10 protein-coding genes, 2 tRNA genes and 1 pseudogene are annotated in these 14,571 nt (G+C 69.0%); 11 read left to right on the top strand and 2 right to left on the bottom strand.

Annotated features, from left to right (window positions below; all coding sequences use genetic code 11):
• Nucleotides 1-56: 56 nt before the first annotated feature.
• Entirely contained in the window at nucleotides 57-1,256 is a 1,200-nt protein-coding gene (locus tag AC1DEY_RS03130) for an acyl-CoA dehydrogenase family protein (RefSeq protein ID WP_476866707.1), read from the bottom strand.
• Between the two features lie 131 nt (nucleotides 1,257-1,387).
• Between AC1DEY_RS03130 and AC1DEY_RS03125 the strand changes: the two genes are divergently transcribed.
• The 7 genes and pseudogenes from AC1DEY_RS03125 to AC1DEY_RS03095 all read left to right on the top strand — a co-directional run bounded on the left by AC1DEY_RS03125 (nucleotide 1,388) and on the right by AC1DEY_RS03095 (nucleotide 8,443).
• Nucleotides 1,388-2,041 carry an MOSC domain-containing protein gene (locus AC1DEY_RS03125; RefSeq protein ID WP_476866706.1) on the top strand — a complete coding sequence of 218 codons (654 nt, stop codon included), beginning with the start codon at nucleotides 1,388-1,390 and terminating at the stop codon, nucleotides 2,039-2,041.
• Between the two features lie 410 nt (nucleotides 2,042-2,451).
• On the top strand, nucleotides 2,452-4,596 hold the full coding sequence (locus AC1DEY_RS03120) for a DEAD/DEAH box helicase (protein WP_476866705.1): 2,145 nt from the start codon (nucleotides 2,452-2,454) through the stop codon (nucleotides 4,594-4,596).
• 233 nt (nucleotides 4,597-4,829) lie between these two features.
• Nucleotides 4,830-4,901: transfer RNA gene (locus AC1DEY_RS03115), tRNA-Thr, on the top strand.
• 62 nt (nucleotides 4,902-4,963) lie between these two features.
• Nucleotides 4,964-5,037 (top strand) — tRNA-Met (locus AC1DEY_RS03110).
• A gap of 230 nt (nucleotides 5,038-5,267) precedes the next feature.
• A pseudogene (gene yidC / locus AC1DEY_RS03105) lies at nucleotides 5,268-6,056 on the top strand (membrane protein insertase YidC); the annotation flags it as partial.
• A 20-nt stretch (nucleotides 6,057-6,076) separates the two neighbouring features.
• On the top strand, nucleotides 6,077-6,730 hold the full coding sequence (locus AC1DEY_RS03100) for an NAD(P)H-binding protein (protein WP_476866704.1): 654 nt from the start codon (nucleotides 6,077-6,079) through the stop codon (nucleotides 6,728-6,730).
• A gap of 141 nt (nucleotides 6,731-6,871) precedes the next feature.
• Nucleotides 6,872-8,443, top strand: a complete 1,572-nt coding sequence (locus tag AC1DEY_RS03095; RefSeq protein ID WP_476866703.1) for a Na+/H+ antiporter — start codon at nucleotides 6,872-6,874, stop codon at nucleotides 8,441-8,443.
• A 55-nt stretch (nucleotides 8,444-8,498) separates the two neighbouring features.
• Here AC1DEY_RS03095 and AC1DEY_RS03090 read toward each other — a convergent pair whose 3' ends face one another.
• On the bottom strand, nucleotides 8,499-9,680 hold the full coding sequence (locus AC1DEY_RS03090; RefSeq protein WP_476866818.1) for an ROK family protein: 1,182 nt from the start codon (nucleotides 9,678-9,680) through the stop codon (nucleotides 8,499-8,501).
• 104 nt (nucleotides 9,681-9,784) lie between these two features.
• Between AC1DEY_RS03090 and AC1DEY_RS03085 the strand changes: the two genes are divergently transcribed.
• From AC1DEY_RS03085 to AC1DEY_RS03070, 4 genes are all read left to right on the top strand, one after another.
• The gene (locus AC1DEY_RS03085; RefSeq protein WP_476866702.1) at nucleotides 9,785-11,491 is read left to right on the top strand and encodes a glycoside hydrolase family 13 protein; all 1,707 of its coding nucleotides are present in this window, start codon (nucleotides 9,785-9,787) and stop codon (nucleotides 11,489-11,491) included.
• Between the two features lie 74 nt (nucleotides 11,492-11,565).
• On the top strand, nucleotides 11,566-12,510 hold the full coding sequence (locus tag AC1DEY_RS03080) for an aldo/keto reductase (protein WP_476866817.1): 945 nt from the start codon (nucleotides 11,566-11,568) through the stop codon (nucleotides 12,508-12,510).
• A 168-nt stretch (nucleotides 12,511-12,678) separates the two neighbouring features.
• Nucleotides 12,679-13,545, top strand: coding sequence for an HpcH/HpaI aldolase/citrate lyase family protein (locus AC1DEY_RS03075; RefSeq protein ID WP_441407794.1), 867 nt, complete (start codon nucleotides 12,679-12,681; stop codon nucleotides 13,543-13,545).
• A gap of 28 nt (nucleotides 13,546-13,573) precedes the next feature.
• Nucleotides 13,574-14,521 carry a DUF2797 domain-containing protein gene (locus AC1DEY_RS03070; protein ID WP_476866701.1) on the top strand — a complete coding sequence of 316 codons (948 nt, stop codon included), beginning with the start codon at nucleotides 13,574-13,576 and terminating at the stop codon, nucleotides 14,519-14,521.
• The last annotated feature ends 50 nt before the right edge of the window (nucleotides 14,522-14,571 follow it).

Below are 14,571 nucleotides of genomic sequence, written 5' to 3'. Positions count from 1 at the left end.
GGCACATCACGGCAGTGTCGGCGGCAAACACTGCCGCGACGTGACATCTCGCGCCGCTAGCGGAAGGCGGGGAGTCCCGTGATGTGCTGGCCCAGGATCAGGGTGTGGACCTCGTCGGTGCCCTCGTAGGTCCGGACGGATTCCAGGTTGGCGGCGTGCCGCAGCGGGGAGTAGTCCAGCGTGATGCCGTTGCCGCCCAGGATGGTGCGGGCCTCCCGGGCAATCCCGATCGCCTCCCGCACGTTGTTGAGCTTGCCGAGCGAGATCTGCTCCGGACGCAGCCTGCCGGCGTCTTTGAGCCGGCCCAGGTGCAGTGCCAGCAGGGTGCCCTTCTGGATTTCCAGGAGCATGTTCACGAGTTTCTCCTGCGTCAGCTGGTATCCGGCCAGCGGCTTGCCGAACTGCAGCCGTTCCTGGGCATAGGCCAGGGCAGCCTCGTAGGAATCCCGGGCGGCGCCCATCGCGCCCCAGGCGATCCCGTAGCGGGCCTCGTTGAGGCAGGAGAAGGGTCCGCGCAGCCCCTGAGCCGCGGGCAGCAGCGCCTCCGGGCCCAGCCGGACGGCGTCGAACGTGATATCGCACTGGATCGAGGCGCGCATTGAGAGCTTCTGCCCGATCGGCGTCGCGGTGACCCCCGCGGTGCCGGCCGGGACCAGGAATCCGCGCACGCCGTCCTCGGTCATGGCCCACACCACCAGCACATCCGCCACGGACGCGAGCCCGATCCAGCGTTTGGCGCCGTCCAGGATCCAGCCGGCGTTGGCGCCCGTTCCGTCGGGGCGGGCAAAGGTTTTCATGGACGCCGGATCGGATCCGGCGGTCGGCTCGGTCAGCGCGAACGCGCCGATCAGCTCGCCGGCGGCCATCCGGGGGAGCCACTCCTGCTTCTGGTCCTCGGAGCCCCACTTGTGGATGGCCGTCATGGCGAGGGAGCCCTGCACGGAGACGAACGTGCGGACGCCCGAATCGCCGGCCTCCAGTTCCATGGCGGCGAGGCCATATTCGACGGCGGAGCGGCCGGGGCACCCGTAGCCCTCCAGGTGCATGCCGAGCACGCCGAGCTCGCCAAGTTCCGGGGCAAGGTCCAGGGGGAACACGGCGTCCTCGTACCAGCCGGCGATCCCGGGCCTGATCCGCTGGTTGGTGAAGTCGCGGACACGCTCGCGCACGGCCAGCTCCTCCGCGCTCAGCAGCGAATCGATCGCCAGGACATCGGAAACGTCGGAAACATCGGACAGGCCGGCCTCATTGCTCATGCCAGCATCCTACGGCCGCACCCGCAGTGCCGCGCCCCGTGCCGGGTGCGGTGCCGCGGCCCGTGGCCGCCCTGCGCAGGGTGGCCGCGCCTGGTCCGGTGCCCGGCGGGCGGCAGGCCTACACTGGTGCCATGGAAACCGCATCTGTCCTTGCTGTCTGCAGGGTTCACCAGCTGCTCGAGGATCCCGGCAGCGTTGGGGTCACTGCGATCGACAAGCGCGCCGTGGACGGACCGGTCCGGGTCCACAAACTCGGCCTGCGCGGTGATGTCCAGGCCAGCAGGATCGACCACGGCGGCGAGGACCAGGCCCTCTACGCTTACTCGCAGGACGACGCCGACTACTGGGCCGGTGAGCTCGGACGGGACATGCCGCCGGGCATCTTCGGCGAAAACCTGCGGATCACTGGCCTCAACGCCTCCACCGCCGTGATCGGCGAACGCTGGAAGATCGGACTGGACGTGGAGGTCGAAGTCACCTCCCCGCGCGTGCCGTGCGCCACGTTCCAGCGGCGGATGGGGGAGCCGCACTGGGTCAAGAGGTTCACCGAGGCGGGCAGGGTGGGCACTTACCTCCGGGTGGTCCGGACCGGCAGCATCGAGGCCGGCGACCACATCCACCTGCTCTTTGTCCCCGCCCACGGCGTGACGATTGCCAAGTGGTTCGCTGATCCCTCGCTGGAGGACATAGAGGCCCTGCGCGACGCCGACGCCGACGGCCAGATCCGCCTCCAGCCCGAGTACCACCAGCGATTCGAGCAGCTGGAGCGCCGCCTCGGCGTCTAGCCGTACGGCGTCGGAATGCACCGTCCGGTGCGCCGGTGTGCGCAAGCTCACCGGCCGCCGTCGGCCTCTCAACTACCACTGTTCTGTTCCATGCCCTACACTTGAAATATCCCCCACTCCGGAAATCCCTTATTCCTGCCCAATTCTTGAGGCAGGACTGGTAAGTGTTGGGGCCCGCAAATGTGATGCGGGCATTTTCATAGGGAGAGCCGGCAAAAGAAAACGCTGTACAGACTGCTGGGATAGCAGCCAAGAGATGCAGCGGGAAGTCCTGCCACGGGATTGCGAAAGCGCCGGACTTCTGTGACCSGCCGGTCAACCGTACGCCCGGCRYYTMSTGTCACGCGTACTGCGGCTCCGCTCACCTCGGGTTGTGCCGCTTGGCCCCTATGGATGAGGAAATTTCACCTATGCCCGAAAATCAGAACAACTCCGTCGACACCGAACTCGCCACCGAGCACAGCCAGGCCGACGTCGAGACTTCTGAAACGGCTGCCCCCGCAGCCGGCTCCGCCCCGGAATTCACCGAGGCTCCTGCGGACTTCGTAGCACCGGCGGCTGTTGAAGCCGCTGCCGAGGCTGCCCCGCAGGCCGACACCAAGACCGAGGCGACTTCCGCCCCGGCCAAGGACGACGACGCCGAGGAAGAAGGCGTGAAGTTCGCCGATCTCGGCATCGATGGCCGTGTCCTCGCCGCACTGCAGGACGTCGGCTACGAGAAGCCGTCCCCGATCCAGGCAGCAACCATCCCGCTGCTGCTCGAAGGCCGCGACGTCGTGGGCCTGGCCCAGACGGGCACCGGTAAGACTGCAGCATTCGCAGTACCGGCGCTGTCCCGCCTGGCCGAGCTCCACGACCTAAACGGCCCGTCCCGCAAGACCCAGGCCCTGGTTCTCGCCCCGACCCGCGAGCTTGCGCTCCAGGTTGCCGAGGCCTTCACCTCCTACGCCAAGCACATCGACGACTTCACGGTCCTCCCGGTGTACGGCGGCTCCGCCTACGGCCCGCAGCTCGCCGGCCTGCGCCGCGGCGCCCAGGTTGTTGTCGGTACCCCCGGCCGTGTGATCGACCACATCGCCAAGGGTTCCCTGGACCTCTCCGAACTTCAGTACCTGGTGCTGGACGAGGCCGACGAAATGCTSCGCATGGGCTTCGCCGAMGACGTGGAGCAGATCTTCCAGCAGACCCCGTCGGACCGCCAGGTCGCGCTGTTCTCGGCCACCATGCCGAGCCAGATCCGCCGCATGTCCAAGCAGTACCTGAACAACCCGGCCGAGATCTCGGTGAAGTCCAAGACCACCACCGGCGCCAACACCCGCCAGCGGTACCTGCAGGTCATGGGCCCGCACAAGCTGGACGCGCTGACCCGCATCCTCGAGGTCGAAGAGTTCGACGGCGTCATCGCCTTCGTGCGCACCAAGATGGCTACCGAGGACCTGGCTGACAAGCTGAAGTCCCGCGGCTTCCAGGCCGCCGCCATCAACGGTGACATCCCGCAGCAGCAGCGCGAGCGCACTGTCGATGCACTGAAGGAAGGCCGCATCGATATCCTCGTGGCCACCGACGTGGCGGCCCGCGGCCTGGACGTTGAGCGCATCAGCCACGTGGTCAACTACGACATCCCGCACGACACCGAGTCCTACGTGCACCGCATCGGCCGCACCGGCCGTGCAGGCCGTTCCGGCGACGCGATCCTGTTCATGACGCCGCGGGAGAAGTACCTGCTGCGTTCCATCGAGAAGGCGACCCGCCAGCCGGTGGAGCAGATGCACCTGCCCACGGCCGAGACCGTCAACACGCTGCGCCTGGGCAAGTTCGCCGAGCGCATCACCGAGACCCTCGAGTCCGAGGACGTCGCCGCGTTCCGCGACCTCATCTCCTCCTACGAGGAAGAGCACAACGTCCCGGCCTCGGAGATCGCCGCAGCACTGGCCGTCATGGCCCAGGGCGGACAGCCGCTCCTGGTCAAGGAACTGCCGGCCGCTCCCGAATTCCAGAAGCGCGAGCGCTCCAAGGACGGCTTCGGCTCACGCGGCCCGACCCGCACCCTGACCGAGGGCAACGCCACCTACCGGATCGCCGTCGGACGCCGCCAGCGCGTCATGCCCGGTTCGATCGTYGGCGCCATCGCCAACGAAGGCGGCATCTCCTCGGCCCAGATCGGCGGCATCGACATCCGCTCGGACCACTCCCTCGTGGAGCTCCCGGCGGACCTGAGCCCCGATCAGCTGAAGGCCCTGTCCCGCACCCGGATCGGCGGCGAGCTGATCCACCTCGAGCTGGACAACGGCCGCAAGCCCTCGGGCGAGCGCGGCGCGTACCAGGGCAACCGCGGCGGCGACCGCGGTGGGGACCGTGGCGGCTACTCCGGCGGCAGCGGCAACTTCAAGGGCAACGGCGGCTTCAAGCGCGAATTCCGCAAGGGCGACGGCGAGCGGTCTTCCGCTGACCGTGGCGGCCGCTCCTTCAGCGAGCGCTCCGAGCAGCGGACCTTCGGCGCGGACACCCGCAAGCCGCGCCACGAAGGCGGCTTCAAGCCCCGCAACAAGTGGTAACCACTAGCATTTCCTGAGAACGGGCCGGCTCTTGAGCCGGCCCGTTCTTGCCTAAGCATTTCGCCAGCGTGTTCCCTTCGTCACAGCGGCGGCGGGCGGGCCTCCCCGGGGAGCCTGTTTTGGCATCCCGGACCCTGCTGGGAGCCCGGATTTGCGCTGCTTTTGGCGGGTCCGGCGTCGTCCGGCCGCCGATTTGTTGGTGGGCGAATCTTCCGGTAGAGTATTTACTCGTTGCCCCCCTAGCTCAGTGGTAGAGCGCGTTCTTGGTAAGAACGAGGTCACCGGATCGATTCCGGTGGGGGGCTCTGAATGAGGGCCTGTGTCAAGGCGGTTTTTGACCGGCTTAGCGCAGGTTTTCCTCATTTATGGCGGTGTAGCTCAGTTGGTTAGAGCGCACGACTCATAATCGTGAGGTCGGGAGATCGAGCCTCCCCACCGCTACAGGCAAGACCCCCGGAATCCGCAAGGTTCCGGGGGTCTTTCTGTTTCTCCCCTCATCTGGATTCCCAGCCACCGGACCACCCGTTGCCCTGTCACTTATGGTCCTCATCGAGGCCTGATGGCAACCAAGAGTGATAGCGCAACCGGGTGCGGGGCGCGCTGCAGGCCGMGCCCGTGACAAGCGGCCCGTTTCGCCGTAGTTTTGCCTCACCTGACAGATGGGGATATCAGTGGACTTCTTGGGCACCATCATGGCCCCSTTCAARTGGYTGGTCTCGGCCATCATGGTGGGCTTCCACGACGGACTCAGCGCCCTCGGCATGCCKCCGGCCAGCGGCTGGACCTGGACCCTGTCCATCATCGGGCTGGTGCTCGTGATCCGTGCCGCCCTGATCCCGGTKTACCTGAAGCAGGTCAACGCCCAGCATCGYATGGGGCTCYTGCAGCCGGACCTGAAGAAGCTCCAGGACAAATACCGGGGCAAGACCGATCCGCTGTCCCGCCAGGCCATGGCCCAGGAACAGATGGCGCTGTACAAGGCGCACGGCACCAACCCGTTCTCGGCCTGCCTGCCYMTGCTGATCCAGACGCCCTTCTTCTTCGCCCTGTTCCAGGTGCTCTCCGGCATYAGCGCGGCGGCCRGCCAGGACCAGGGCGTCGGCGCCATGAGCGCCGAACAGGTCCGGCAGTTCGACGAATCCACCATTTTCGGCGCCCCGCTYTCGGCRTCGCTGCTGCACGGCGGGGGCAACCAAACGKCCGTSTGGATCCTGTCCATCACGATGATCCTGGCCATGACGGCCGCACAGTTCATGACGCAGCGGCTCATCATGCAGCGGCAGATCACGGCCATGAACACCTCCGAAGAGGCCCTGGCGAACCCTTTCATGCGCCAGCAGAAGATGATGCTCTACATCCTGCCGGTCGTGTTCGGTGTGGGCGGCATCGTCTTCCCCATCGGCGTCCTGATCTACTGGACCACCACCAACTTCTGGACCCTGGGGCAGCAGTACGTCATCCAGTGGGACAGAATGGGTCCATGACGCGAATCGCAATCATCGGCGGCCACGGCAAGGTGGCTTTGGAACTGTCCAGGATCCTCGCRGCGGACGGGCAGGACGTCACGTCCTTCATCCGCAACCCGGRGCAAGCGGCCGACGTCGCGGCCRCYGGAGCCACGCCGTCGCTGCTGGACGTGGAGAACGCCACGACGGCGCAGATCGCCGATGCCCTGCGGAACCACGACGCYGTGGTGTTCTCTGCCGGGGCCGGCGGCGGCAGCCCCGAGCGCACCTACGCCGTGGACCGGGACGCGGCCATCCGTTCGATGGACGCCGCGGCTGAAGCCGGCGTGGGCCGCTACATCATGGTGTCCTACTTCGGCGCGGGCCCCGACCACGGGGTCCCCGCGGACAACGGCTTCTTCGCCTACGCCGAGGCCAAGGCCGCGGCGGACGCGTACCTGCGCGGCTCGGGCCTTGACTGGACCATCCTGGGGCCCGGCACGCTGACGTCCGGYCCGGGCAACGGGATGATCGACGTCGACCMCGCCGACACGTCGGAGGGCACCGCTACCGCCCGCGCCAACGTCGCCCTGGTGGCGGCCGCGGTSCTCGGCCTGCCCGCCACGATCGGGCGCACCATCGAGTTCCGGGACGGCACACTGCCGCTCGCCGCGGCCCTGCAGCCATAGACCCAGGTCCCTAAGCCCAGGCCCGGGCCTCAGTCCCGCAGCCCAGTCCCGCAGCCCAGGCACCGGGCCGATAGGGTGGTGGGGGGCGGTCCGTGCAYCCACCCGGGATGCAACAGGTCCGCCTCCGGGGAAAGCAGGCACATGGACCAGTTGGCGCTCATCGTTGGACTCCTGCTGGCCACTGTGGTGGCCGTGGGCCTGGGYGACCGGCTGAGGCTGCCGTACCCGGTGCTGATGCTGCTGCTGGCCGTSGCAYTGACGTTCATCCCGGGCTTCCCGGAGGTCCAGATCGCGCCYGAGCTGATCCTGCCCATCTTCYTGCCGCCKCTGCTCTTCGCCACGGCCCAGCGCAGCTCGTGGGCCGTTTTCCGGGTCCGCTGGCGMACGCTGCTCATGCTGGCCGTYGCGCTCGTGGTGGTCTCSACRGCCGTGGTCGCCGGCGCGGCCTGGCTCATGATTCCGGGCATCGGMATTCCGGCCGCGATCGCCCTGGGCGCCATGGTGGCCCCGCCGGATCCCGTGGCGGTGGACTCGATCGCCAGCCGGGTCCACATGCCGCGGCGGCTCATCAACGTGCTCCAGAGCGAAGGCCTCTTCAACGACGCCGCCGCCATYGTCATCTTCCAGGCGGCSGTGGCGGCCGCCGTCGCCGGCACCAAGATCGCCTCCGACGTCGTCCTCCAGTTYGTCCTSGGAGCCGCGATCGCGGTGGTCGTGGGCATCGGCATGGGCTGGCTGACCAGCCTGATCACCCGCCTCGTGAGCTCCATGGTGGCCCGCAGTGCCGTCACCCTCGTGGTGCCGTTTGCCGCCTACATCCTGGCCGAGGAAGTGCACGCCTCCGGGGTGATCGCCGTCGTGGTCACCGCCCTGGAAATACAGCGCCACTCCCGGCCCGAGGACGCCGCCGAGCGAGTCACCCGCACCGCCTTCTGGGACGTCGTGGAGCTGCTGATCACCGGCCTGGCGTTCGGGCTGGTGGGGCTGGAAGTCCGGCAGGTCATCCATGACGAAGGCACCGGCGTGTTCGGCATGATCGGGACGGCCGCCGTGGTCTGCGTGCTCGTCTTCGCGGCACGYTTTGCCTGGCTGGCCATGATGTCCGGCCTGTCCCGGGCCAGGAAGGACGTCCTGCGCCCTACCTCGGCCAAGGACGTGCTGATCCTTACCTGGTGCGGCATGCGCGGCCTGGCCACCCTGGCATTGGCGCTGGCCCTTCCGCTGACCATCGCGGACGGCACKCCGTTCCCTGCCCGGAGCGAACTGCTGGTGATCGCCTGCGCCGTCCTGCTGGCCACCCTGGTGCTGCCCGGGCTGACGCTGCCGTGGCTGATGCGGGTCCTGAAAGCGTCCGAGGACGGCACCGAAGAACGCGACGCCGCCCGCGTGCTGGCCCGCCGTGCCCAACAGGCAGCGATTGCCGCGCTCAAGGACAACGAGCTGATGAAGGAACTCCCGGCCGAGAAGGTGGCGCTGGTGAAGGAGAAAATGACCCGGCTGCACGCCGAACTGCTGGACGGGAGCCTGCGGAACGAGAGYCCSGGGGAGAARCGCCAGCGCGGCCGCGARCTGGCSATCGCGGTGCAGACGATCGCCCTCGACGCCGCCCGCCAGGAAGTCGTGGCSGCCCGGAAYGAGCCGGGCATGGACCCGGAAGTCGCGGACCGGGTGCTGCGGCAGCTGGACCTGCGCACCATGATCATGCCGGAATAGGGACCACRTAGCSGGTRGGCCCGAATTTCACGYAGCGGKTAGGCCCGAATTGRGGTCAGGCCGGCGCGGGCAGGACCAGCTCCAGGGCATTCGCCTCGACGTAGTCCAGGGCGTGCCGGACCGCGCCGGCCGTGACGATTCCGTCGCCCAGGGGCGAGACCGTCACCCGCGGGGGAGTCGCGGTGAAKCGGGGGAGCAGCGCCGTGATGCCTGGCAGGAGCGCCCCGGCGGACTCGGCGACGGCGCCGCCGATCACCACCTGTTCGGGGTTGATCAGGCTCGCGATCGAGGCGATGACGCGGGCCATGCGCTCCGAAATCCGGTCCAGGATTGCCAGAGCCGTCGCGTCTCCGGCCTCSGCATCCGCAAAGACCCGCGGCGCACTGGCAGGTCCGCCCGCGGACGGCCCGCCTTCTGCCGCGGACCACTGCCGCACCAGGGCCGCGATGCCGTCGCTGGAGCCGACGCCYTCCAYCATGTCCAGGTAGCCCATCTCGCCGGCGGCGCCGCCGCGGCCGTGCAGGAGGCGCCCGGAYTCCATCACCCCCGCGCCSAGGCGTTCGCCGGCCAGSAGCACCACGAGGTCGTCSACGCCCGTTCCGGAGCCGCGCCAGCGCTCACCGAGCGCGGCCAGGTTGGCGTCGTTTTCCAGGAGCACGGTCCAGCCGTGCAGCTCCTTCAGCGCGGAGCGGAGCCCGACGTCGAACAGGCTCCAGAACCGCTGGGTCACGAGGACGTTGCCCTCCCGGTCCACGGGGGCGGCGATCCCGGCGCCGACGGCCAGGACCTTGCCYGGGTCCGTGCCCGCGGCGTCCAGTGCCTGGCGGCAGGCGAGATCGATGACGGCGATCCGCTCCTGCGCCGGGATGTCCGCCGCGCGGAAGCTYTCGCTGGACCGGCCGATGACGGTGCCGCGGAGGTCGGCGACGGCGGCGRTGGTGGTCGCGGCGCCGATGTCCAGGCCCAGCACGACGCCGGCCKCCCGGTTGAAGGCGAAGCGCCGGGCCGGGCGGCCCTTSCGCGGACTGGCGGGGTCCGCAACGGGCTGGTCCGGCTCCACGATCCAGCCCCKGCCGATCAGGTCCTCGCAGACGGCRATCACCGAGGCCCGGGTGAGCCCGGTCAGGGCCATCAGCTCGGTTCCGGTGGCGACGTCGGCGTCGCGGACATGGCGCAGCACGGCCTGGGCGTTGACGCGGCGCAGCAGCTGCGGCGTGGCGGCGGCTGCGTGCTGCATCACTTCTTGACCTCTTCTGTCCTGCGGACCCATAATTGTTCAGGCAATATATTTAGCTTGTATCTAAAATACCAGAAGCCCTCCCAGACCCGAAGGAATCTCCTTTGACCAACACCGCCACKCTGGCAACCCTGTCCGGTTCCGACCTCGCCGCCGACCCCAACTGGTGGCGCCAGGCATCGGTGTACCAGATCTACCCGCGGAGCTTTTCCGACTCCAACGCGGACGGCCTGGGCGACRTCAAGGGCATCACSGCCAAGGTCCCGTACCTGAAGGAACTSGGSATCGACGCCGTCTGGCTCTCCCCGTTCTACCCCTCGGCGCTGGCTGACGGCGGCTACGACGTCGACGACTACCGCGACGTGGACCCCAAGCTGGGCACCCTGGCKGACTTCGAYGAGATGTCCGCCGCGCTGCACGCCGCCGGCATCAAGCTCATCGCCGACATCGTCCCCAACCACTCCTCGAACCGGCACGCCTGGTTCCAGGAAGCCCTGGCCGCCCCGCGCGGCTCCGCCGCCCGCGAGCGCTACATCTTCCGCGACGGCCTTGGCGACAACGGCGAGATCCCGCCGTCGGACTGGGAGTCCGTCTTCGGCGGCCCGGCCTGGGAGCGCATCACCGAGCCCGACGGCACGCCCGGCCAGTGGTACATGCACATCTTCGCGAAGGAGCAGCCGGACCTGAACTGGGCCAACCGSGAAATCCGCGACGACTTCCTCAAGACSCTSCGCTTCTGGTCSGACCGCGGCGTKGACGGCTTCCGCGTYGAYGTSGCGCACGCSCTGACCAAGGACCTSACCGAGCCSCTGMTCTCCAAGGTGGAGCTCAGCGYSGCSAACWCSGGSACCGACGGMTTCSMKGACGGCTCGCACCCGTTCTGGGACCGCGACGAAGTMCACGAGATCTACGCCGAATGGCGCGAGGTGTTCAACGAGTACAACCCGCCGCGCACCGCCGTCGCCGAAGCCTGGGTGCACGCCACCCGCCGCGCCCGSTACGCCAGCCCGGCGGGCCTGGGCCAGGCGTTCAACTTCGACCTCCTKCAGGCCGACTTCAACGCCGTCGAGTTCCGCGAAATCATCACCMGGAACCTCGCCGAGGCCACGGAATCCGGCGCCTCCTCCACCTGGGTCTTCTCCAACCACGACGTCGTCCGCCACGCCACCCGCTACGGCCTGCCCCAGGGCGGTGGCAAGCACGCCAGCGGCCAGGACGGCAAGGGCTGGCTACTGGCCGGGGCGCCGGCCGAGGAACTCGACGCCGAACTCGGCCTGAGCCGGGCCCGCGCGGCGACGCTCCTGATGCTGGCCCTGCCGGGATCCGCGTACCTGTACCAGGGCGAGGAACTGGGCCTGCAGGAAGTCACGGAAATCCCCGACGCCGAGCGYCAGGACCCCACCTTCTTCCGCAACAAGGGCGTGGAGATCGGCCGCGAYGGCTGCCGCGTGCCSCTGCCGTGGGCCCCGGAGGGCACCTCCTTSGGCTTCGGCGMCGGCGGGGCACACCTGCCGCAGCCGGCATGGTTCAGCCGCTTCGCYGTGGCAGCCCAGGACGGCGTGGAGGGCTCCACCCTGGAGCTCTACCGCACGGCCCTGAAGCTGCGCCGCGAACTGCAGACCTCGGAGGAACTGCAGTGGCACGAATCCGGCAGCGCCGATGTCCTGCACTTCAGCCGCCCCGGTGGCTGGCAGACGGTGACCAACTTCGGCGACGCACCGGTTGACCTGCCCGCCGGCGAGGTGCTGGTCAGCAGTGGCCCGCTGGTTGGCGGACTGCTGCCCGCCAACACCACCGTCTGGCTGCGGTGAGCCCCGCCTTGAAGGATCTGTCCGGAACGCCCGCCCCCGACGTGAACAACGGCGTGAGCCCCAACGGCGCCGGCCTGGCCCAGGAACTCGTCTACGGCTGCATGGGCCTGGGCGGCGGCTGGACGGCGGAGCCGTACTCGTCCGCGCATGTGGACGAGGCGGCCGCCGCCGTCGACGCKGCCCTCCAAGCCGGCATCACGCTCTTTGACCACGCGGACATCTAYACCAACGGCAAAGCCGAGGCCGTCTTCGGCGAGGTCCTGGCCCGGACACCGGGGCTGCGGGAGAARATCCGGYTGCAGACCAARTGCGGCATCCGGCTSAACGAGCAGGGCCTGGAGGCGTACTACGACCTCAGCCGGGACGGCATCCTGGAGCGCGTCAACGAAAGCCTGGCCCGGCTCCGGACCGACTACGTGGACGTGCTCATGCTGCACCGCCCCGACCCCCTGATGGACCCGGCGGAGGTGGCGTCCGCCGTCGGGCAGCTCATGGCCGAGGGCAAGGTGCGCGCCGTGGGCGTGTCCAACATGTCCGGCCCGCAGATCGAGCTGCTGCAGGACCGGCTYGAGGCGCCYGTGGTGGCCAACCAGCTCGAAATGAGCCTGYTGAAGCGTGCCTGGCTCGAAAGCACGGTGCTGGTCAACCATGCCGAGGGCACGGACTACAGCTTCCCGCACGGCACCGTGGAGCATTGCGTCCGGAACGGCATCCGGCTGCAGGCGTACGGGTCGCTGGCCCGYGGCCTGTACACCGGGGCGCCGGCCGCCGCGCCGACGCCGGCTGAGGARGCCACCGCCGCCCTCGTCGCCGGCCTGGCCGCCGCGAAGGGSRCYACGGGGGAGGCGATCGTGCTCGGCTGGCTCATGAAGCACCCGGCCGGGATTGCGCCCGTGATCGGCACCGCCAACCCGGACAGGATCCTCGCCTGCGCCGGCGCCGCCGAGGTCGCCGCGGCGATGACCCGCGCCGAGTGGTACGGCCTCTGGGTCGCGGCCAGGGGAAGCAACATCCCCTAGCCGYTCCCRCCGCCCCACCCAGCTGGCTGGCAGCTGAGGCCGTTTTGAGCGCTGAGAACGGCTTCTGCTGCCAGTTAGTTGGGTGCGGAGGTGATTTTGGTCGTAATGGTCACCCCTGAGGGCCSRATCGCTTAGCGGCAAGTGCCTCCGGGCGGCTAGCGTAGATGYATGACCTCTACAACCACCACCGCCGAATCACTTCGGCCCCAGCGCAAAATCCCGGCCGACATCGCCCGCTCCTGGCTGCTGGTCAAYGCGATGAAGACCGACCTCTTCGACCAGTCCGCCGTCTCCCGGGCCGATGCGATCATCCTCGACATCGARGACGCGGTGGACCCYTCCCAAAAGGACAAGGCCCGCGGCAACGTCGTGAACTGGCTGACCGCCGGCGGCAGCGCGTGGGTGCGCATCAACGATGCCACCAGCCCGTTCTGGGCCGACGACCTCGCCGGCCTGCGCGGCACCCCSGGACTGCTCGGCGTCATGCTCGCCAAGACCGAGTCCGCSGACCAGGTCACGGAGAGCTTCCACCGGATGGACGGCAAGACCCCGGTGATCCCCCTGGTCGAGTCCGCCGTCGGCATCGAGGAAGCCAACAACATCGCCAAGGCMCAGGGCGCCTTCCGCCTGGCCTTCGGCTCGGGCGACTTCCGCCGCGACACCGGCATGGCKGCCACCGCCGAGGCYATGGCCTACCCGCGCGCCAAGCTGGTGGTGGCCAGCCGCGTCGGCAACCTGCCCGGCCCCATCGACGGCCCCACGGTCGGCACGAACCACCCSATCCTGCGCGAACAGACCGGCATCACCGTGATGATGGGGATGACCGGCAAGCTCTGCCTGGCGATCGACCAGACRCCGGTCATCAACGAGGTCATCAGYCCCACGCCGTCCGACGTCGCCTGGGCCACGGACTTCATGGCMGAYTTCGAGGCCAGCGGCCGCGTCATCCGGGACGGCTCSGACCTGCCGCGCCTGGGCCGCGCCGAGAAGATCATGAAGCTCGCGGTAGCCTTTGGGGTGCAGCCGGCCCTGTAGCCACACCCGTACCAGACCAGGAGACCCCGTGACCGATACCCGCTATMTGGTCCACGGGGTCTTTTGGGATGGTCCGGCGCCCGCTCCCGACACCGCATCTGGACAGGGCGGGCTCCCCGTGATGCGCCTCCAGGACCCTGACGGCACGCTCACCGAACTAGCGCTCGACGCCGGAACCCGGCTCGGATTCCGGCTCGCTGCCGAGGGGAAGTCCTGCCTCGGCCACCACAGGGTCCACGGGCCCGCCGACCGAGACCACGTCCTGTGTCCGGCGCTGGCACCGGCCGTGAAGGGCAGCCAGTGCGAGCGGTGCTTCGTGCTGGACGATTCCCGGCTCATCCACGACTTCCACCGCGGCGGCCGGGTYCCGCCGGGCCTGCGCGCCTACCTTATGCAGCCGCACTGGCTCTATGTGGCCACATTCGCGGGCGGAGCCAGCAAGGTYGGAACCGCGTCCCACCTGCGCAAATGGAACCGGCTCGCCGAGCAGGGCGCCGTCGTCGCCCGGTACGTCGCCCGCGCGGGGGACGGCCGGGTGGTCCGGATCCTTGAAGACATGCTCACCCGCGACKCCGGTCTGCCGCAGCAGGTCCGTGCGGCCGCCAAGGCGGCCGCGCTCGTGGCTCCGGCAGCCGCCGTCGAACTCGATGCCCTGAACGCACAGCTGGCCGAACACGCCCGGACCCTTCTGGCCGGTGCCGGCGGGGAGGGGTTCGAAATCGTGGACGAGCGGTGGGCCCGGCCGCAGCTCTCCGCCGGCGCCTGCGCACAGGCCACCCGGCACGCCTACCCGCACGACCTCGGTACCGGAACGCACGGGTTCCGGATCGACTSGCTGAGCGGCAGCATTGCGCTCGCGGCACTGGACGGCAGCGACCTGGAATTCGTGGTGAACCTCGGACAGCTCAAGGCCCGCGTGATCGAACTCGGTGACCACGGCTCGGAGGTCCCGGCGGTGCAGGAATCCCTGTTCTGACGCTGGAAAAGCCCCGCGACGCGGAAAATACCGGACGCGCCCGTATTCCG

It is taken from the genome of Arthrobacter sp. 05T47, assembly GCF_056395825.1.
The sequence above is the reverse complement of the archived record's forward strand: the minus strand, read 5'-3'. Positions and strand labels throughout refer to the sequence as shown.